Source organism: Sphingomonas azotifigens NBRC 15497 (genome assembly GCF_002091475.1).
Lineage (GTDB): Bacteria > Pseudomonadota > Alphaproteobacteria > Sphingomonadales > Sphingomonadaceae > Sphingomonas > Sphingomonas azotifigens.
Map to the genome: position 1 here is coordinate 1 of NZ_BCTR01000043.1, position 18,765 is coordinate 18,765.

Annotated in this window: 18 protein-coding genes; 9 read left to right on the top strand and 9 right to left on the bottom strand. The window is 66.3% G+C overall.

Annotation, left to right across the window (positions count from 1 at the left end):
* Positions 1-194: 194 nt before the first annotated feature.
* The 3 genes from SAZ01S_RS15185 to SAZ01S_RS15195 all read right to left on the bottom strand — a co-directional run bounded on the left by SAZ01S_RS15185 (position 195) and on the right by SAZ01S_RS15195 (position 3,846).
* Positions 195-698, bottom strand: a complete 504-nt coding sequence (locus SAZ01S_RS15185; protein ID WP_084583121.1) for a Ros/MucR family transcriptional regulator — start codon at positions 696-698, stop codon at positions 195-197.
* A gap of 749 nt (positions 699-1,447) precedes the next feature.
* Positions 1,448-1,957, bottom strand: a complete 510-nt coding sequence (locus SAZ01S_RS15190; protein WP_167693180.1) for a serine O-acetyltransferase — start codon at positions 1,955-1,957, stop codon at positions 1,448-1,450.
* A gap of 38 nt (positions 1,958-1,995) precedes the next feature.
* Entirely contained in the window at positions 1,996-3,846 is a 1,851-nt protein-coding gene (locus SAZ01S_RS15195) for a hypothetical protein (RefSeq protein ID WP_084583123.1), read from the bottom strand.
* Positions 3,847-4,166: 320 nt separating this feature from the next.
* Between SAZ01S_RS15195 and SAZ01S_RS15200 the strand changes: the two genes are divergently transcribed.
* The 3 genes from SAZ01S_RS15200 (at position 4,167) to SAZ01S_RS15210 (ending at position 8,617) form a co-directional block, all read left to right on the top strand.
* Complete coding sequence (locus SAZ01S_RS15200) at positions 4,167-5,738, top strand: DUF6418 domain-containing protein (RefSeq protein ID WP_139810096.1); 1,572 nt, start codon at positions 4,167-4,169, stop codon at positions 5,736-5,738.
* Positions 5,739-5,891: 153 nt separating this feature from the next.
* Positions 5,892-7,382 (top strand): lipopolysaccharide biosynthesis protein, encoded by a 1,491-nt coding sequence (locus SAZ01S_RS15205; protein ID WP_084583125.1) that lies wholly within the window; start codon positions 5,892-5,894, stop codon positions 7,380-7,382.
* A gap of 80 nt (positions 7,383-7,462) precedes the next feature.
* Positions 7,463-8,617: a glycosyltransferase gene (locus SAZ01S_RS15210; protein ID WP_084583126.1), complete on the top strand. Its 1,155-nt coding sequence runs from the start codon at positions 7,463-7,465 to the stop codon at positions 8,615-8,617.
* Positions 8,618-8,660: 43 nt separating this feature from the next.
* On the opposite strand, the gene SAZ01S_RS15215 is transcribed toward SAZ01S_RS15210, so the two are convergent.
* From SAZ01S_RS15215 to SAZ01S_RS15225, 3 genes are read right to left on the bottom strand one after another with little or no spacing between them, the layout of a single operon-like run.
* Positions 8,661-9,062, bottom strand: a complete 402-nt coding sequence (locus SAZ01S_RS15215) for a hypothetical protein (protein ID WP_139810097.1) — start codon at positions 9,060-9,062, stop codon at positions 8,661-8,663.
* Position 9,063: 1 nt separating this feature from the next.
* The gene (locus SAZ01S_RS15220; protein WP_084583128.1) at positions 9,064-9,678 is read right to left on the bottom strand and encodes a M17 family peptidase N-terminal domain-containing protein; all 615 of its coding nucleotides are present in this window, start codon (positions 9,676-9,678) and stop codon (positions 9,064-9,066) included.
* On the bottom strand, positions 9,675-10,298 hold the full coding sequence (locus SAZ01S_RS15225; protein WP_084583129.1) for a hydrolase: 624 nt from the start codon (positions 10,296-10,298) through the stop codon (positions 9,675-9,677). The genes SAZ01S_RS15220 and SAZ01S_RS15225 overlap by 4 nt, the downstream gene beginning before the upstream one ends.
* Here SAZ01S_RS15225 and SAZ01S_RS23725 point away from each other — a divergent pair.
* The 6 genes from SAZ01S_RS23725 to SAZ01S_RS15250 all read left to right on the top strand — a co-directional run bounded on the left by SAZ01S_RS23725 (position 10,288) and on the right by SAZ01S_RS15250 (position 16,081).
* Positions 10,288-10,509, top strand: a complete 222-nt coding sequence (locus SAZ01S_RS23725; protein WP_139810098.1) for a hypothetical protein — start codon at positions 10,288-10,290, stop codon at positions 10,507-10,509. The genes SAZ01S_RS15225 and SAZ01S_RS23725 overlap by 11 nt on opposite strands.
* The gene (locus SAZ01S_RS15230; RefSeq protein ID WP_084583130.1) at positions 10,506-11,369 is read left to right on the top strand and encodes an alpha/beta fold hydrolase; all 864 of its coding nucleotides are present in this window, start codon (positions 10,506-10,508) and stop codon (positions 11,367-11,369) included. The genes SAZ01S_RS23725 and SAZ01S_RS15230 overlap by 4 nt, the downstream gene beginning before the upstream one ends.
* A 3-nt stretch (positions 11,370-11,372) precedes the next feature.
* The gene (dld, locus tag SAZ01S_RS15235; RefSeq protein WP_084583131.1) at positions 11,373-13,097 is read left to right on the top strand and encodes a D-lactate dehydrogenase; all 1,725 of its coding nucleotides are present in this window, start codon (positions 11,373-11,375) and stop codon (positions 13,095-13,097) included.
* Positions 13,098-13,117: 20 nt separating this feature from the next.
* The gene (locus SAZ01S_RS15240; RefSeq protein WP_084583132.1) at positions 13,118-13,963 is read left to right on the top strand and encodes a fumarylacetoacetate hydrolase family protein; all 846 of its coding nucleotides are present in this window, start codon (positions 13,118-13,120) and stop codon (positions 13,961-13,963) included.
* 119 nt (positions 13,964-14,082) lie between these two features.
* Complete coding sequence (locus tag SAZ01S_RS15245) at positions 14,083-14,904, top strand: alpha/beta fold hydrolase (RefSeq protein WP_084583133.1); 822 nt, start codon at positions 14,083-14,085, stop codon at positions 14,902-14,904.
* A 49-nt stretch (positions 14,905-14,953) separates the two neighbouring features.
* Positions 14,954-16,081, top strand: coding sequence for a sensor histidine kinase (locus SAZ01S_RS15250; protein WP_245824914.1), 1,128 nt, complete (start codon positions 14,954-14,956; stop codon positions 16,079-16,081).
* Between the two features lie 3 nt (positions 16,082-16,084).
* On the opposite strand, the gene SAZ01S_RS15255 is transcribed toward SAZ01S_RS15250, so the two are convergent.
* Genes SAZ01S_RS15255 through SAZ01S_RS15265 form a run of 3 tightly spaced genes read right to left on the bottom strand, consistent with a single transcriptional unit; the run spans position 16,085 to position 18,641 of the window.
* Positions 16,085-16,648: a carboxymuconolactone decarboxylase family protein gene (locus tag SAZ01S_RS15255; protein WP_084583135.1), complete on the bottom strand. Its 564-nt coding sequence runs from the start codon at positions 16,646-16,648 to the stop codon at positions 16,085-16,087.
* Positions 16,649-16,665: 17 nt separating this feature from the next.
* Entirely contained in the window at positions 16,666-17,670 is a 1,005-nt protein-coding gene (locus SAZ01S_RS15260; RefSeq protein ID WP_218018093.1) for an MBL fold metallo-hydrolase, read from the bottom strand.
* A complete protein-coding gene (locus SAZ01S_RS15265; RefSeq protein WP_084583136.1) occupies positions 17,667-18,641 on the bottom strand; it encodes an MBL fold metallo-hydrolase in 975 nt (324 codons plus the stop codon). The genes SAZ01S_RS15260 and SAZ01S_RS15265 overlap by 4 nt, the downstream gene beginning before the upstream one ends.
* Positions 18,642-18,765: the final 124 nt, after the last annotated feature.

Below are 18,765 nucleotides of genomic sequence, written 5' to 3' on the forward strand. Positions count from 1 at the left end.
AAACTGTAACAGTAAAAAACGCCTTAATTCACACACTTAGCTCTTACCTTTTTTGCTCCGGACTCATGTCTGAGACGCAAATCGGGTATCGCCAAAAATCTCGCATCCAGGGGTTGTTCCCGGAGCAACCGCCTAGGCTGGCCGAACGACCTGTTTCCAGGTCGAGCGGATGGGCAAGCGGCGCCCCGACGGCATCAACTGGTATCGCGGCGCTTGCTCCAGGTGACGGCGTTCGCGCCATGGTCGCGCGCGGCACGCCCCTTCTGACCCAAGCCCAGTTCGCGCGCGAGCGCACGCCGGCGCTCCGAATAGGTTTCGGCAACCATCGGATAGTCCGGCCGCAGATTATAGCGCGCGCGATACTCCTCCGGTGTCAGGCCATGGGCTGCGAGGTGCCGCCGCAGCGTGCGATACGGCTTGCCGTCGATCATCGAAATGATGTGATCGCGCGACGCCAGCGACTTGCGAACGGACACGGCGGGCACGTGCACCACCGGTTCGGGTGCCGCCACGGGCGCCGGCTCTTGATGGACTTCTTCGGCGACGGTTTCGTTTGCCAGATCGCTCAGTGTAGCATGCATGCTGCGTAGAAAGGCCGGCACCTCTTCTGCCGACACTCGATCATTGCGGTTTCCCAACCAAGCAATCGTTAACTGGGTCGCCAACTCGACCGCAGCAAACCCGCTTTCATCTTTCATTGACCTACTCCAACATAACCACCATTGCGACCATATAATGGTTACATCTCTGATCTTTAGTCGCATCACTCCGAAACTTCGAATATCATGAGTTATAAATTCGACTTTTGCCCCTCCGCGCGACTTAATACCAGAAACACGACGTAAAAATTTTCAATTAATACTGGTTTCTGTTATTATATTGGTATGCCGATACCTCACAACCACATTGTTATTGGCAAAAGGCAGGTTATTCCACTAGATGTATTTAGCGCAAGACCTGCTTACTCGGAACGCCGAATTAGGCCATTTTGGCGATTCGTATATGACTCCGTGCAAACCTGATGCCCTGCGTAATGATCACCATCGTCCGGTGATGGCCGCAAGGTCCTCCAAGCGACAGATGCCATTGTCGCCCAAATCCATGAAACTAGGATGTTTTGCGGATCACCAGACGGGAAATCAGGGCGGCCAGAGGCAAGCAGCTTCCCGGCCGCGGGGGATCAACGCAAAGCTTGCGGCGTGAAAGGCAAGCGATCTGCCCCCGCGACCATGCGATATGGCGATGGCTTTTCCGCAACGCTTGCCCCGAATCGGGTAGCTGCGCCGTACTCCTGAGATTCTCGCCGATGTGATCGGGGCCGGGCGTCGACATCGCTCGATACTCCGATTCGACCGACAGCATCAGTCTGCCACCAAAGGCGCCTGTTCATGCCGTGAATCGGTGGCACCCAACGTGGATCTGCCGACCGGCAGGACTGCATGCCCGATCAGGCGTCCGCGGGTCGAACGCGGGCGGTCGCTCCCGGCGCGACATCATGCACGACGACAGCATTGGCGCCGATGACGGCGGCCTCGCCGATCGTGATCGCGCCGGCCAGAACCGCACCGGCATAGATGGTGACGCCGTTCCGCACATGGGGGTAGCCCGGTAGACTGGCGTTTCGCCGACCCAAGGTCGCGTGCTGGTACAGGGTGACGTCATCGCCCAGGACGACGCCGTCGCCGATGACGATGCCGACCGGGTGCGGCAACCGCAGCGCGGCACCGAATCGCGCGGTGGGGGAGATATGGCAACCATATCGCCGCACGATGTGCCACCAGATCACCCCCGCGACGATCTTGCCGAATGTGCCGCGCGCATGCCAGCGCTGCATCGCACGCGCGAGGGTGACCACCGCAAATCCCGGGTTCTTGATCCAGGCATATATTGCCCCGTTTACGCCTCTAGCTTCGGAATTGGCCATTAGATCAGCGTGCCAGCCGGAGCCCGTCCGCATCGCTTTCTCCTCGATGATGATTGAATGTCCGCAACATTTCATTGCTCGGCGTTGTCAGCCGAATGAATATTCTTCGTCGTGTACGGGTCTATCCAAACCGCGGACCTGTCGAACATGTGGCTGGCCTTGACACCAATAGCTTGCACCACTTCGGGCAGGCTCGCGCCGACAGCGCCTTCCACGGACTGGGCCTGGACCGGTCTGCCGCACGCATTCCGCTCGATCACCACATTGGTGGCGCTGGCGATCGAGATGCACCCCTGCACCCTACCGGCAATCCGGTTCCGTCGGAGGATAAGCCCTGCATGGACGGAAGCGGGCAGCAGGCCGGGCGGCGTACCCGCGCCTTCCGCATAGACCATGATCGCCGCCGCGACGATGTCGCGGCGCACATCCTCGCCCGTGCCTGCGATCACATTGTCCTCGACGATCAGGTTCTGCGCACCCGCGCCTTCCTTCCAGAACGCGCTGGTCACGACCTTGATCGCGTTGAACCCAATGTCCGTCATGCGATTGCCCCGCACCAGGCCGTTGGGGCCCTGCGCCAAAATGGCGTGGCATTCGCATGCGCCGATGGCATTGTTGACGATGGCGTAGCGATTGCCGAGCAGGCCGAGGTCGCGGACATAGCGCACGTCCGCGGCACGAAAGCCGGAGGCGGCGATTTGCACATGTGCGACGGCGCCCGGGCCTGGCACCATCTCTCGGCCGGTCACGGTGCCGCGCGCCAGATAGGAGAGCTCGGCGTCGAACAGCGCGGCCTCGGCACCCGGCGACAGCCCGCCGCCGCGGAGCCGGACGGTCAAGGGCCCCTGCGGTGTCGCCGATGCCTCGAACAACGGGCTTGCGAGGTTGATGGCATCATCGCCGGTGCGCGTGATCTGGTTGTCGCGCAGGAGAATGTCGCCCGCCACCCCGCTGACGTGCAGCCCGTCATAGGCAATCGTCGCCGCCGAGGCCCCCGGCACGCCGAAGTGCGACGCGACCACGGCGAGTCCGCGGCCCATGCGCTCGACGAACAGACCCATGCCCGGACTGTTGCGAACCGTGACATGGTCGAAGACGATGTCGTTGGAGACCGGCTGACCGGGGCTGTCTCCCACGACCAGCGCAGAGCCGAGATAGGCGGTGAGCTTCACTGCAACGCGGGTGCCGTCGGGCAACTGGGCGGGAAGACCCTCGATTGCATAGCGCCGCCCGCCCGCCGGGGTCAGCACACGCGGATCGCGGTAAAAGATGTACCGGCTGCGTCCGCCGCCATAGAGCCCCTGCGCGCCGAACAGCACGGAAAGCTGGTAGGCCTGGGCGCCGGCAGTTGGAAGTTGCTGGCCGTCATCGAAGTCCAGCAGCGTCGCGGCGGCAGTTCGCCGGACGGTCCCGGCAAGCACCGCGGGCTGGGTATAGCCGAACGAAAGCCCCCGTACGGCGACCCGGCTGGAATTGCGGATGACGAGACCCCGCCCCCAGCCATCGAACTGGACGATGGCGCCGTTCCCGGCGATGGTCACGTCGCGCAGCCCCTGCAGGGTCACGCCCGCGCGATCGGGGGTAACCGGGATGCGGTAGAGGCCCGGTGTCATCGCCAGCACGCCCCCGCCCGCCGCGCGCAGCCGGGCGGCCGCGGCCTCGATCGCAGCAGCATCGTTCCCACCCGGCACCACCTGCACGACCAGGCCACCAGGCTTCGCGCGGGGCAGCGCGACCGCGACGGATGCGGCTCTCCCATCGGGCGCAACCCAGTTTTCGCGGAGCACGTCCGGATCGCCCGCGACCGGGCTTGCCGGCGCAGCCGTCGCCAGCGTGCGCCATTGCGGCGCGATCCCCTGGGGCTCCGGGGCATCCAGCCCGCCTACCGCCAACACCACCATCACAGGCACGGCAACGACCATGCGCCGAAAGCTCCCTTTCACAGCAGACATATCTCAGGCCCCCGCTTCCGTGCCGCCTCGCGACTGCCCAGCGCACCACGATGCGACAAGGCGCGCGCCAGAAAGCGCTCCGAACCTGATGCAACAGTCGCTCTACAAGACCGGATCATTCAGAGCAAATTAAACAAAAATATCTCTGGCGCATCAAGATAGCGCGCACCATCCCGGCGGTAAAATAGAAATAAACCCAAAAACCGGGTTAATTGACAACAGGCACACGTCGTGTGATGATTTCTATGTTGTGGCAACCTTCACTAACGGCAATATGATCGCGACGGACGATGACGGATAAACAGAATTTAACCGCGCAACGTCGCCTTGGACAGCACACTCCGCTTAGCATCAGACATCGCGCGCGCGGTACACGTAGGCGGGCCGGCATCAAGAACCAAAGCTCCTATCTCTTCATGTTTTCCGGTCATTTCGTCATCGCAGGCGCAAACTCTATAGCAGCATATATTTTTCCGTCGGCCCTATGGTCCTACACGAGCCTCGGAATATTTATTTCCCTGTGCTTCGGCATGCTCAAAACATCACCGGCAACGTTCCTTTTTTTCGCACCTTTGATTGTACTGCGGATCACCGAGTTCATTTCCGGCGCGGCGATCGAGAGTGGCGCCTTCATGACCGAAACCCAGACGATTGGAGAAGCGACCGGCGCGTTCTCGCGCCTGCTGCTGGTCTACATCCCGTTCCTAGGCATCGCTGCGGCCCTAATCGAAGCCTATTGGCCGCGTCTGCGGCAACTGTACCGTGCAGCACGCCCGGTCTGGCAGGAAAATGCCAACTTCATCTGGCAAGCCCTGCTGATCACGGCGATTCTGTGCTCGTTGTTGCTGCTCTGGGTGGGTCTGCAGAATGGCTTCCCCCTGCTGGGGGGAATTGATCGCTTCGCGTATGAACGTCGTGTCGACTCGCCGCTCTATGGCGGATTCATGCGAAACCGTCTGGTACTGGTGCCGTTCATCGGCGCCTTGCTCGCGCTTCCCCGCTACCGCCTCCGCGCGACCGGGCTGACCCTGTGGCTGCTGGCGGCATCGATCCTGTTCGGGGAGAAGTTCACGTCGCTGGTCCTGATCCTCAGCATGGTGGGCATCCCGGCGGTGCTGGTTCACATCGCCTATGACCGGCCGATCCCCGTTCGATCGCTGGTGATGGGCTCCGCGGTCATGACGGCGCTGACCATCCCGGCCGTCCTGCTCGCCTATGGCGCGGCCTCGGACCTCGACCTGGCAATACAACGCTATGGCAACCGAACGGCGCTCCAGGGACAGTTATGGTATCAGACGGACAAGGCCTTTGCGCGGCCGATCGCGTTCGACCAGGCCACGCTCTCCGCCGACGTCGCGACCTGGTTTTCGCCCAGCGCGCAGGACCCGACCGTCGTGCGCACCGATTTCGGCCGCTACTTCGTGATGAAGCAGTTCACGTCCTGGGAGTATATGCTGGGTCTGATGAAGCTGAACAGCGGCTTTGTCTTCTCCCTGTATCCGTATCTGATGATGACGACCGGCGTGACCGGCATGCTCGTGGCGTCCACCTTTCTCGCCCTGTACCACGCGCTACTGCTGCTGCTGCTCTCGCAATCGCTGGCGCGTGCCAACTGGATTGCCGCGCTGCTGCTGGGCCGCGCCGTCAACTCCCTGTATGCGACCTATGCCGACGGGTATCTCTGGAACATCCTTGGTATCAAGACGCTCTCGACGATCGGGATGGCTATGTTCTTCCTGTGGGAGCTGGGCCGCCGCGACAGCATCCTTCGGGCGATCGCGCGCACGTTCGGCTGGCGGAAACGCGCGCGGGTGCGCGGTCCGCGCAGCGCCTACCGCATTCCGGTACCGGGGCGGCCATGAGCCGCGCGACAGGTGGGCCATGCACCCCGGGGCAGATGCCCCGCCCGGACCGATCCCGATCGCCGATGGGTCGGGGGTGCTCGACGGAGCCCCGTTCCCGGTTCGCGACAGCGCTCGTTACGCCTCCCCTTTCCGTCTCCTGATGCCGGTGTCATGTCGACAATATCGCTGAAATCGAACGCGGCCATCACCACCGCCGGGCTGGCCATTTCCAGTGGCGTGAACTTCGTCGCCATCTTCGTGTGGACGCACCTGCTGCAACCAGCGGCGTTCGGCACCTTCTCGTTGGTTTCCGCAGCCGCGCTGCTCCTGAGCGCCGTCGCGTTCGAGTGGCTGCGGTTGACCGGGGCGCGGACCCTGTTCGATGCCGATCAGCCGTATGAAATCAACGCCGATCGGGCGAACGCGCTGCTTGCCCTGTACGGCGTGTCCTGCTGCGCACTCACCGGCATGATATTCCTGCTTTGGGGATGCGGCGTTTCGACGCTGGGCATCTCCGCCGAGCATATTCCCTTGGTGACGGCCTTCGCCTTCACGGAGATGGGGCTGTCGCTGATCAACACCGTAAGTCGCGTCCGCACCGAGGCCTGGCAATATTTTGCCTCGATGGTGGCACGGTCCATCCTGTCGCTGGCCACCGGCACCGTGCTCGTCGTCGGCCTCGGCTACGGCGCCATGGGGGCGCTATGGGGCACGGTGATCGCGCAGGCGGCAGTGCTCGTCGCCGGCATGGTACTGGACCGTTTCTGGCACAGCGTGCGCCCCTGGCGCGCCCGGCGATCGGAGGTCCTTGCCGCCTTCCGCCTCGGCTCGCCGCTGATCGCCAGTTGCGCGCTGACCTATGGTGCGAGCGTCGTCGACCGGTTCCTGATCGCTGCGGTGCTCGGGACGGCCGCGATCGGCCAGTACATGGCGCCGGCCGACCTTCTCCAGAAGACGCTGGTCTTCGTGATGATGGCGATCAACCTCACGGCCTATCCCACGCTGGTCAGAACCTTTGAAAGGGACGGGAATGCGGCAGCGGGCCGCGTGCTGCAAAGCAGCTTCACCCTCCAGCTGGGGCTGGGCCTGCCGGCGGCGATCGGCATCGCGGTCCTCGCGCCGGGGATTTCGGACCTGCTTCTCGGCGAGGCCTATCGCGAGTCGGCGACGCGCATCCTGCCCGTTCTCGGGATCGCCACGCTGCTGCGAAGCTTGGTTACCTTTCAGCTGGCGATGACGTTCCAGATCAGGAAGCGGATGAAGCTGATGCTCGTCCCGCCGGTGATCACGCTGATCGCGACCTTCCTCCTTGCGCCCGATGCGATGCGGATATGGGGCGTGCTGGGCATGGCCTTGGCGTCGGTGGTCGCGCAGTTCCTGACCTTCGCGGTAAGCCTGGCGCTGTCCAAGCGCGAAATGCCGATCACCTTCGTGAGTGCGGACACGCTGAAGATCACCGCCGCGGCGATCGGCATGGGTGCCTTGCTATACCCGCTGCGCGCGCTGCACGACCCGGCCCACACCCTGTTGTTCATCGCGGCGGGGGGAATCGCCTATGCAGGGCTGCTGCTGGCGCTTCGGTTCGGACCGGCTGGCAAGGTGGCGAACCGCGTCCCGGTGCTTCGCACCGTCTGGGCCATCTACGCGCCACGGCGATCGTAACGCGCGAGCCAGCGCTCGACATTCTCACGCGCGCCAAACGCCGCGCCGCGCAACTTTCATCAAAACAGGGGATATGGTGCATGCCTGAAGCAACGGACCTCGCCGCGCGCGCCACCGGCGCTGACGCGACGAAGCGCCCACCCAGGGTTGTGATCGTGCATTACTGGCTCGTCGGCGTTGCCGGCGGCGAGCAGGTGATACGCTCACTGCTCAACATCTATCCGGATGCCGACGTGTTCACGCTGATCGCCGATGCGGCGGTCGCGCGCAACGTGTGCGGCGACCGCAAGATCGTCACCAGCTATCTGCAGAAGATCCCCGGCGCGACGAGGATCCACCGCAAGCTGCTGCCGCTGATGCCGGGCGCGCTCGAGAACCTGGACCTCAGCGGCTACGACCTGATCATCTCCAGCGAATCCGGGCCGGCCAAGGGCGTGCTGGTGCCGCTAGGTGCCACGCATGTCTGCTATTGCCACACGCCGATGCGCTACCTCTGGGACCAGTTCCCCGAATATCGGCGCGAATCGGGAATGCTCGTCCGCTGGATGATGTCCGCCCTGATCGCCCGGCTGCGCATGTGGGATTTTCTGTCCGCCGCCCGCGTCGACGCGTTCGTCGCCAACTCGCACCATGTGGCGAAGCGGATCGCGCGATATTATCGGCGCGACGCGGTCGTGATCGCCCCGCCGGTGGAGGTCGATGAATTCGGGATCTCCGAAAAGGTGGCGGACTACTATCTGATCACCGGCCGCCATGTCGGCTACAAGCGGATCGACCTGGCGATCGACGCGTGCGAGAGGCTGGGCCGCAGGCTCGTCATCACCGGCACCGGGCCGGAAACCGAACGCCTGCAGCAGCGCGCGGGCAAGCACACCCTTTTCGTCGGTCAGTGCAGCTTTGCCGAGCTGAAGACCCATTATGCCAGCGCCCGCGCCTTTCTGATGCCCGGCGAGGAAGATTTCGGCATCGCACCGGTGGAAGCGATGGCCAGCGGGCGGCCGGTACTCGCCTTCGCCCAGGGCGGGGCGCTCGACACGGTGATCGACGGATCAACCGGCATCCTGTTCGCCGAACAGAACGTCGAGGGCCTGTGCAACGCCATCCTGCGCTTCGAACGCGAGGCGCATCGGTTCGACCCGCAGGCGATCCGCAACCATGCCTCGGCCTTTTCCCGGGCGCGCTTCGAGGCGGACTTCAAGGCCTTTGTCGACCAGCGGATGCAAGGCGCCGGCTAGACGCCGCCGACCGGCAGCGGGACCCGGCGGCTGGACGGCGCCGTCAGTGCCCGCCCGTCCCCTCGACGCTGACCTTGCCGCTCGGCGCGACCAGCACGCTGGCGCGCCGCACGCCCTTGGCATCGATCAGCACCACGCCCGAGGTGCCCGCATTGTTGAGGAACAGATAGGAGGACGCGCCGCCCGCGCGATCGAACTTCACATGGGCGCCCTTGTCGTCGATCTCCAGGGAAGCGCTCGGCGCACCCGGCACAGGATTGGCGAGCTGGATCGACGGACGATCGTCCTTGTCCAGCGCGACGGTCGCGAGGGGCTTGGCGTCGCGGCCGATCAGCACGATGGAGGGCGCGCCATTGGCGGCGGAAAGCACGATGCGTGGCGTGCCCGCCGGATCGACGATCCGCACCTCGGAGGCGATCACGGGCGGCGGTGGTGTTTGTTGCATGTCACGCTCCTGCAGGTTGGTGCTCGGCGACCGCCGCGCCGAACGCGGCGACGGCACCCTCGAACCGCGCGGCACCGACGTCGAACGTCCAGCGGGTGAGCGTGCGGGGCCGCACCAGCGCGACGGCCTGAACACGTGCGTGCACCGCCAGCGCCGCGGCAAGCCCCTCCACCATCGCGGCCGGGGCGCCGCCGGTCTGATCGGGACCGAGCCCGCTATCGAGCATGCTCGGTGCCAGCGCGCCGGTGCCGACCCGCAGTGCCAGCGCGGTTGAAACCGCTGCCCGGACGGCTGGCGCGAGCTGGGCCGCGCGCCAGCCGTCCGGCGACCCCATGCCGAGGATCAGCAGCGCGCGTGCAGTCACCGCAGGCGGCAGCCGATCCAGATACAGCGTCTCGCCCGCTTGCCCGGCAAAGACGCCCTCGGTGCGCAGGTGCAGCAGTTGCCCATCCAGCGCGCGGTCGAGATGCGCGAGGCCACCGACCGGCGGCCCGCCGCCAAGCTCGCTGGCGAACATGCAGGCGCAGGACAGGTCGACGTCCGCCGCGCTGCCGTCCCATGCCGCGACCTCGATGGCGACGCCGTGGAGCGTGCCGACGATCTGGCGCCGGGTCATGGGTGGATCATGTCCCGCGCATAGTCGAGGCCGATGCCATAGCCGCCGCCATGCTCGACGACGACGCTGCGCGCTGCCTCATAGGTGTCGTGGCGGGTCCAGTCGCGCTGCAGTTCGAGCAGCAGTTGCAGCCACGAGGTCGGCACCGCGCCCGCCTGCGCCATCCGCTGCACGGCGGCCTCGTGGCTCGCCGGCGTCAGGCCGCCACAGGCATCGGTGACGACACGAACGGCATAGCCCTCGTCAAGCGCGGAGAGCACCGGGAAGCTCACACAGGCTTCGGTCAGCAGCCCGGCGACGATCAGTGTCCGCCGACCGGTGGCGACCACCGCGGCACGCGCGGCCTCGTCCTCCCACAGGTTCATGTTGCGGCGCTCGATTGGCACCACATCGGGCAGCACGGCGCGCAGTGGCGGCATCAAGGGGCCGCTATAGACCTTGGTGGCCGAGGTGCTGACGATCACCGGCACGTCGAACGCCCTGGCGGTCTGCGCGAGTGCGACGAGGTTGCCGCGCACCGTCTGGCGATCCGCCGATCCGGTGGCGAAGGCGAGGCCCGCCTGCGCATCGACGATCAGCACCGCGATATCCTGCGGGGTGAGTAGGCTGGTGGCGGTCATCGGCGAAGTTCTCCTGGCAAAGCCGCTGCAGCTAGCGGAAAGCGAGGCGTGGCGGCTTGTCGATTGCACTGGCTTTTTGGCGGCGTTTGCGGCCGACGCCGCGGCCACCACGGATGTCCGGAACCGACAAAAGATCGCGCTTCACGCCAATCCCTTGCACCCTGCTGCTGCCAAAACACGGCTTCGCCTCCGCAAGGATTTCGCTCGATGACCGCCTATGCCAGCCACACGCTTCGCGCGAACGGCATCCGCCAGAACTATATCGATGCCGGCGAAGGGCCGCCGGTCGTGCTGCTGCACGGCTTCCCCGAAACCAACTTCGCCTGGCGCCACCAGATCCCGGTACTGCGCGAGTTGTACCGCATCATCGCGCCCGACCTACGCGGCTATGGCGAGACCGACAAGCCCGCCAGCGGCTATGACAAGCGTACCATGGCGCGGGACCTTGCCGCGCTGCTCGACGCGCTGGGCATCGATCGCATCGCGCTGGTCGGCCATGATCGCGGCGCGCGGGTCGCCACGCGCTTCGCCAAGGATTTCCCCGAGCGGGTCGACCGGCTCGTGGTGATGGACAATGTCCCCACCCGCATCGTCGCACGCGAGCTGAACGCGGAGATCGCCAAGGCCTATTGGTTCTTCCTGTTCCACCTCATCCCCGACCTTCCCGAGACGCTGATCGCGGGCAAGGAGGAGCAGTGGCTGCGCTGGTTCTTCTCCGACTGGGCCTATGACCCTTCGGCGATCAGCGGCGAGGCGTTCGACACCTATGTCCGCGCCTATCGCGCGCCGGGCGCGGTGCGCGGCGCCATGGCGGACTATCGCGCCAATGCCGAGGACGTCGCGCAGGACCTGGTCGACGCCGATGTGAAGATCGCCTGCCCGACGCTGGCGCTGTGGGGCGCGGATTTCGGCGCGGTCGGCAAGATGTTCGACATGCCCAAGGTCTGGGCCGAGATGGCCGACGATCTCCGCGCGATCCCCATCGAGCGGTGCGGCCATCTACCGCACGAGGAACGTCCCGAAACGGTTAGCGCTCACTTGCTGGAATTTCTTGCGGGGTGGCAAGGTTAGGACATGACCGCTCACGACACGATCCGCCCCGCCGGACACGACACCGCCGCGCTGCTGGCCACGCTCTCCCGCACCGTCGGCCCGCGCCACTTGCTCACCGATCCGAAGCGCACCCGACGCTATCGTACCGGCTTTCGCTTCGGCAGCGGCAGCGCGCTGGCAGTGGTGCTGCCGGGCAGCCTGGTCGAGCTCTGGCGCGTGGTCACCGCCTGCGCGGCGGCGAAGGTGATCCTGATCGTGCAGGCCGCAAACACCGGCCTCACCGGCGGATCGACGCCCGACGGCGACGACTATGACCGGCCGATCGTGATCGTCAGCACCACCCGGCTCACCGGCATCCAGCTGATCCGCCGCGGCACGCAGGTGCTGTGCCTGCCAGGCTCGCGCCTGTTCGAACTCGAGGACCTCACCGCCTCGGTCGACCGCGAGCCGCATTCGCGGATCGGCTCGTCGTGCATCGGCGCCTCGGTGCTCGGCGGCATCTGCAACAATTCGGGCGGCGCGCTGATCCATCGCGGCCCGGCCTTTACCCAGATGGCGCTCTACGCGCGGATCGAGGCCGATGGCAGCGTCGCGCTGGTCAACCATCTCGGCGTCTGCCTCGGCACCGATCCCGAGGCGATTCTCGCCCGGCTCGACCAGGGCGACATTCGCGAGGACGAGATTGTCGACGATGCCGAGCGCGTCTGTTCGGCCCGTGGCTATCAGGACCATGTCCGGCAGGTCGATGCCGACACGCCCGCGCGGTTCAACAACGATCCGCGGCACCTGTTCGAGGCAGCGGGCAGCGGCGGCCATCTCGTCGTCTTCGCGGTACGGCTCGATACCTTCCCGCGCGACGCCGAGACGGCGGACTTCTATATCGGCACGAACGATCCCGCCGAGCTCACTGCGCTGCGCCGCACGATCCTCACCCGCTTCGGCGCGCTGCCGATCCAGGGCGAGTATATCCACCGCTCGGCCTTCCGCCTTACCGAGCGCTACGGCAAGGACACGTTCCTCGCCGTCCGCTATTTCGGCGCCAAGCAGCTACCCCGGCTGTTCGCGCTGAAGGGTCGGTTCGACGCTTTCTGCGCCCGTCATCGCTGGGTGCCGCACGACCTATCGGATCGGCTGATGCAGGCGGTGGTGGACCTGCTCCCGCGCCACCTGCCCGCCCGCATGCGCGATTTCGACCAGCGGTTCGAGCATCACCTGATCCTGCGCATGGGCGGCGCCGGCATCGCCGAGGCGCGCGCATTGCTCGCCCAGACTTTCCCGAGCGCGAGCGGCGCCCATTTCGAATGCACCAAAGACGAAGGCGAGCGCGCCTTTCTCCACCGGTTCGCCGTCGCCGGCGCGACGATCCGCTACCGCGCGCTGCATCGGCACGAGATCCAGGACTTCGTCGCGCTCGACGTCGCGCATCGCCGCAACGATGCCAACTGGAACGAGCAGCTGCCGCCCGAGCTCGCCGCGAAGATCATCGGCGTGAGCTATTGCGGGCATTTCTTCTGCCACGTCTTCCACCGCGACTATCTGCTCAAGCGGGGTGAGGATCCCGTCGCGTTCGAGCACGCGATGCTGGCGCTGCTCGACGCGCAGGGCGCCGAATATCCGGCCGAGCACAATGTCGGCCATCTGTATCCCGCCAAGCCGCCGCTTGCCGCGCATTACCGCGCGCTCGATCCTACCAACAGCCTCAACCCCGGCATCGGCCAGACTTCGCGCAAGGCGAACTGGGCCTGAGCCGCAGCGGAGTATCTCCCATGCAGATCGTTCGTTTCCAGGATGGGCGCGGCCTCGGCCTCGCGGTCAACACGGGTGAGGGCTATCGCGCCGTCCACGCGGCAGATCCTGCCTATCCGGGTGATTTGCCGGCGCTGATCGCCTCGGGCGTCGACCTGATGGAAACGATGGCCGAGTTCCGCAGCGCCGCCGCGATCGACATCGACGCGGTGTCGATCCTGCCGCCGATCCCCAACCCCGGCAAGATCGTGTGCATCGGCCTCAACTATGTCGATCACGCCGCAGAGGGCCATTTCGACGTCCCCACCTACCCCACGATCTTCGCGCGGTTCGCCACCAGCCTGATCGGCCATGGCGCGCCGCTAGTTCGCCCGGCGCAGTCGCAGGATTTCGACTTCGAGGGCGAGCTGGTGGCGGTGATCGGCCTGGGCGGCCGCAACATCGCGCGCGAAGACGCCCTGCGCCACGTCGCCGGCTATTCGATCTTCAACGACGGATCGGTGCGCGACTATCAGTTCCGCACGCCGCAATGGACGATGGGCAAGAATTTCGACGGCACCGGCGCGTTCGGCCCTGCCTTCGTCCCTGCCGCGGCGCTGCCCGAAGGCGCCCGCGGCCTGCGGCTCCAGACCCGGCTCAATGGCGCGGTCGTGCAGGATGCTTCGACCGCCGACATGATCTTCGACGTGGCAGAACTCGTCGCGTTGCTCAGCGAAGCGTTCACGCTGGAGCCGGGCGACGTGATCGTCACCGGCACGCCGGCGGGCGTCGGCTTCGCCCGCACGCCGCCGCTGTGGATGCAACCCGGCGACGTCTGCGAAGTCGAGATCGAGCGGATCGGCATCCTCCGCAACATCGTCGCCTGAATTGCGGCGATCCGAAGCCGCTCCACCCTTTCGTGCTCGGCGGAGCCCCCCGATCGGGGCGGGTACCGCGCGCCAACCGAGGCTAGGTTGCAGGCGCCGAGCGGGAGTGATCCACTATTATGCCAATGCTGAACCTGCGCGATGGAACGCGCCTCTACTACAAGGACTGGGGCCAGGGCGAACCGGTGGTCTTTGCCCATGGCTGGCCGCTCAACGGCGACATGTGGGAAAACCAGATGATGTTCCTGGCCTCCAAGGGCTATCGCGTCATCGCCCATGACCGGCGCGGCTTCGGCCGATCGGACCAGCCCTGGGACGGCTACAACCACAACAGTTTTGCCGACGATCTGGCGGAGCTGCTCGACCATCTCGACCTGCGCAACGTCACCCTCGTCGGCTATGCGATGGGCGGCGGCGAGGTCACCCGGTATGTCGGCCGCCATGGTTCGGCGCGGGTCGCGCGGGTGGTGCTGATCGGCTCCACCACGCCCAAGCTCGGCCAGAGCGAGGACTATCCGCACGGCGTGCCGCAGGTGGTGTTCGACAATGTCCGCGGCGGCCTGATGGAAGACCGGGCGGAATTCCTGCGCGGCTTCGCGCGGCTGTTTTTCTCGACCGGCAACGATACCGACGAGGTGTCCGAAGGCCGGCTCGCCCACGTCCACCACATGGCGCTGCAGGGTTCGCTGAAAGCCGCGCACGACGCCGTCACCGCCTGTGCCGAGACCGATTATCGCGACGACATCGGCCGGTTCGACGTGCCGGTGCTGGTGATCCACGGCGAGCGCGATGCCTTCGTCCCCTTCAATGCCACCGCACGCCAGGCGGCGGCGCTGTTCCCGAACGCCACGCTCAAGGTCTATGCGGACGCGCCGCACGGCATCCTGTTCACCCACAAGGACCAGCTGAACCAGGATCTGCTGCAGTTCATCGCGGACTGACCGATCGATGGCTGGTGGTTTCGAGGGAACGCAACGCGCCGTGAATGCAATGGGGCTGGCGCTTGGCAGGCTCGACGCCAGCGCCGCCGCCCCGCTGCTCGAGGCGTTGGCCGAGCGCGGGCTCGCCGAGGCGCGACGCGACGATCTGCTGCGGCGGCTGCTGATCGAGGTACGGCTCGTCGCGCTCAATTGCCGCGCGGGCAAGCTGCTCGGCATCGGCGAAAGTGCGCTGCCGATCACCGCCGCCGAGCTCTGGCCCTTCGCCGAGGCTAGCCAGCTGGCGGAATCCTTGCACGCCCTCGAAGACCCGGAGGGGTGTTTTCGAGCGCAGCTGGCGATGAAGGTCCCGGGTGGTACGGTTCATGTCCTCTACACCAGCTGGCGCGAGCCGACCGATCCCCCGGGCCACATCACCTTCGGACTGCTCGATGTGAGCGACCAGGTGGCCGCCGAGCAGGCGTTGCAGCAGCAACGCGCGCAAATGGCGCATGCCGACCGCCTGTCGACGCTCGGCGTGATGACGGCGACCATCGCCCATGAGGTGCGCCAGCCGCTGAGCGTCATTCTCGCCTCGGCCCAGGCGGCGCTGCGCTGGCTGCGCCGGACGCAACCGGATCTGGAGCAGGTCGAGCAGTGCCTCGACATGATCGTGCTCGGCGGCGCCAAGGCCGAGGATACCGTTGCACGGCTGCGCCAGCTGGCGGCCGGCCGCTCCGAAGCGCGCGAGCGCTGCGCGCTGGGGCCGTTGATCGAGGAAACCGTCGACTTCCTGCGTCCGGAGCTCTCCGCCCGTCAGGCGACGGTCCTGCTCGATATCGCAAGAAACCTGCCGGCGGTCCGCGCCGACGGCGTGCAGCTGCGGCAGGTTCTGATCAACCTGCTGATCAACGCGGCCCAGGCCATGGCGGATGCGCAATGCTGGAACCGGGCGCTGAAGGTGCGCGCGCGGGCCGAGGAAGCGGCGGTGCAGATCGATGTCGAGGACAGCGGCCCGGGAATCGCCGCCGCCGATCGCGACCGGCTGTTCGAAGGCTTCTACTCCACCAAGGCGAGCGGGCTGGGCCTGGGGCTCAAGATCTGCCGCCAGATCGTCGAGGACCATGGCGGCACGATCGACCATGTTCCCCGGCCGAGCGGCGGATCGATCTTCCGCATCCGCCTGCCCAACGCGGCGTGAGGCTCAGGGGACCGGAATGCCGAAGCCGTTGAGAGTCATCGACACGAAGCAATAATGCCCGACGAGATAGATCAGCTCGTTGGTGCCCGCCTGCCCGAACCGGGCGAGCGCCTGGGCGTAGAGCGGATCGGCGAGCAGGCCGCCGCGCAGCAGCGCCTTGGCAACGTCGTGCGCGATCGCTTCATCCTCGTCGAGATCTTCCGGGCGCTCGCCGGCGGCCAGCGTCGCGATGCGCCGCGCGGACATGCCGTGCGCGTCGCGTGCGACGGCGCCGTGCGCATAGATCTCGTACGCCGCGCCGAAATGGGCGCCGACGACCAGGATCGCGACCTGCCGCGCCGGATCGGGAATGCGCTTGGCGGCGGTCAGCGCCTGGGTGACGCCCCAATAGGCGGTGCCGATCTCGGGATCGTGCAGCCACGCATTCCATGGCCCGAGCAACGCGCCGTCCTCGCGCACTGTGGTGAAGCTCTGATATTTGGCGGCCACGCCGGCCGTCATCGCATCGAACAGCGGGCGCTGGGCGTCGGTCAGATCGGCGGGCGGGATCGGAGGCAAACGGGTCATCACTGTCTCCATCCCGCTCATTGCGGCATGCGGTTGAGCGCATAGTTGGCGGGAACCCAGGCGTAGCTGCCCGGTGCGGTCCGACGAACATGACCGAGGCCCGGGAACGCGATATGTGCGCCTGCCACCCACCAACCCTTGTCGGCCGCCGCCGCGAATGCGGTTTCGCGCGACCGCACCGCCGCATCCGGATCGGTGTCGTACTTCATCGCGACGTGCGGATCGGGCAGCTGCACCGGCGCGACATGCACCGTGTCGCCCCAGACCAGCAGCGCCTTGCCGCGGCTCTCGACGAGATATTGGTGATGCCCAGGGGTATGCCCCGGCGCCGCAATGGCGGTGATGCCGGGAACCAGCGCCTCGCCCTCGGCATAGGGCTTGAAGCGGCCTTCGGCGATATAGGGCTTGAGGCATTGCTCGGCGCCGTCGAACATCGAGCCGAGAAACGCCGGCACCTTGCTGCGATTGGCGTCGTTCAGCCAGAAATCGGCCTCGACCTGCGCCACGCGAACGATCGCGCGCGGGAAGACCACCTTCCCGCCCATCAGCAACCCGCCGACATGGTCGCGGTGGAGATGGGTGAGATAGATCTCGTCGATCTGCTCGGGCGCGATGCCAGCCGCGCGGAGATTGGCGACCAGCAGCCCGCCGTCGCGGCCATAGAGGTCCCCGGCGCCGGTATCGATCAGCACCAGCTTGCCCGGCATGCGGACAAGAAACGCGCTGAACCCGCCCTCCACCGGCGAGGTCAGAAAATTCCGCGCCAGCAGGTCGGCCACCTCGCCCGGCTTGGCACCCACCGCCAATTCGGTCGCCGGGAACGGGTGGGTGCCGTCGAGCAGCGCGACGATCTCGAAGTCGCCGAGCTCGAAGCGGTAATAGCCGGGCGCCTGGCGCGGCGGCCAGATGCCGCCCGGCGATGCCTGGGGCGGGGCCGGCGGCGGGGTCGAGGGGACGGTCTGCGCCTCAACAGGAAACGCGACGAGGCCGGCCATCAGCACGGCGGCAGCGAGCGCCTTCACTTGGCAACCGCGCCGGCGGCCAGTGCCGGCGCGACCGCCTTGGAGGCCGAGGATGCGATCGGCGTCCAAGTCCAGCTGCCGCCCACCTTGCCGAACCGGCCGATGCCAGGAAACGCCAGGTGCGCGCCGGCGACCAGCGCATGGTCGCGTGCCGCCTCGCCGAGGATGGCGACCCGCGTGGTCCGCGCCTGCATCTGGTCTGAGTCGAATTTGATCGTGATCGCCGGATCGATGCGCTGCACGGTGGCTACGTGCATGACGTCGCCCCAGACCAGCAGCGTCTTGCCGCGGCTGGTGATGCGATAGCCGGTATGGCCGATCGTGTGCCCCGGCAGTGCGACGGCAGTGATGCCCGGCGCCAGCGTCGCGCCGGGGGCAAACCCCTGCACCTTGCCCGCCGCGAGATAGGGGCGCAGCGATCCTTCGACGGCGTCGAACGTTGCGCGCACCGACGCATCGACCTTCTGCGCATTGGCGCGATCGAGCCAGAACGCCTGTTCCACAGCAGCGAGGCGGACTACCGCATTGGGGAACGTCCGCACGCCCTGCGCCGCCAGCCCGCCGATATGATCGGCGTGGACATGGGTGATCAGGACCTCGTCGATGTCCTCGGGCTTGTATCCGGCTGCCTTCAGCGCCTGCGGGAATTGGCCGAGCGCGGGGCCGAAATACGAGCCCCCGCCGCTGTCGATCAGAATGCGCCGGTGCCCAGTGTCGACGAGATAGGCATTCACCGAGGTCGGCTGGACGACCGGCTGATGCTGACGCGACAGCAGCCCGGCCACTTCGCCGGGCCTGGGATCGACGAGCAGCTGGTCGGTCGGGAGTTCGAAGACGCCGTCGCCGAAAGCCGTGACCGTGAAACCGCCGAGCTGCATCTTGAAGACTTGCAGCGGCCGGGCGGCGGCCTCTTGCGGCGCGGGGGCCGTCGCAGACGACGCCACGGCAGCCAGGAAGAGGATCGGATGCATAGGGCAGACCTCATGGATAGCGTGCGCCGAACGTTCAGGTGCATCCTGACGGCTCGGCGGGTGTTCTGAGGCCTACTGCACCAATGCAATCAAAGGCTTGTCACACAGCGGTGCTTTTTGTCGT

Bases quoted from the DNA above. Each gene is read 5' to 3' on its own strand.
- SAZ01S_RS15185 (WP_084583121.1), bottom strand. From the start codon at position 698: ATGAAAGATGAAAGCGGGTTTGCTGCGGTCGAGTTGGCGACCCAGTTA.
- SAZ01S_RS15190 (WP_167693180.1), bottom strand. From the start codon at position 1,957: ATGCGGACGGGCTCCGGCTGGCACGCTGATCTAATGGCCAATTCCGAA.
- SAZ01S_RS15195 (WP_084583123.1), bottom strand. From the start codon at position 3,846: ATGGTCGTTGCCGTGCCTGTGATGGTGGTGTTGGCGGTAGGCGGGCTG.
- SAZ01S_RS15200 (WP_139810096.1), top strand. From the start codon at position 4,167: ATGACGGATAAACAGAATTTAACCGCGCAACGTCGCCTTGGACAGCAC.
- SAZ01S_RS15205 (WP_084583125.1), top strand. From the start codon at position 5,892: ATGTCGACAATATCGCTGAAATCGAACGCGGCCATCACCACCGCCGGG.
- SAZ01S_RS15210 (WP_084583126.1), top strand. From the start codon at position 7,463: ATGCCTGAAGCAACGGACCTCGCCGCGCGCGCCACCGGCGCTGACGCG.
- SAZ01S_RS15215 (WP_139810097.1), bottom strand. From the start codon at position 9,062: ATGCAACAAACACCACCGCCGCCCGTGATCGCCTCCGAGGTGCGGATC.
- SAZ01S_RS15220 (WP_084583128.1), bottom strand. From the start codon at position 9,678: ATGACCCGGCGCCAGATCGTCGGCACGCTCCACGGCGTCGCCATCGAG.
- SAZ01S_RS15225 (WP_084583129.1), bottom strand. From the start codon at position 10,298: ATGACCGCCACCAGCCTACTCACCCCGCAGGATATCGCGGTGCTGATC.
- SAZ01S_RS15230 (WP_084583130.1), top strand. From the start codon at position 10,506: ATGACCGCCTATGCCAGCCACACGCTTCGCGCGAACGGCATCCGCCAG.
- dld (WP_084583131.1), top strand. From the start codon at position 11,373: ATGACCGCTCACGACACGATCCGCCCCGCCGGACACGACACCGCCGCG.
- SAZ01S_RS15240 (WP_084583132.1), top strand. From the start codon at position 13,118: ATGCAGATCGTTCGTTTCCAGGATGGGCGCGGCCTCGGCCTCGCGGTC.
- SAZ01S_RS15245 (WP_084583133.1), top strand. From the start codon at position 14,083: ATGCCAATGCTGAACCTGCGCGATGGAACGCGCCTCTACTACAAGGAC.
- SAZ01S_RS15250 (WP_245824914.1), top strand. From the start codon at position 14,954: ATGGGGCTGGCGCTTGGCAGGCTCGACGCCAGCGCCGCCGCCCCGCTG.
- SAZ01S_RS15255 (WP_084583135.1), bottom strand. From the start codon at position 16,648: ATGACCCGTTTGCCTCCGATCCCGCCCGCCGATCTGACCGACGCCCAG.
- SAZ01S_RS15265 (WP_084583136.1), bottom strand. From the start codon at position 18,641: ATGCATCCGATCCTCTTCCTGGCTGCCGTGGCGTCGTCTGCGACGGCC.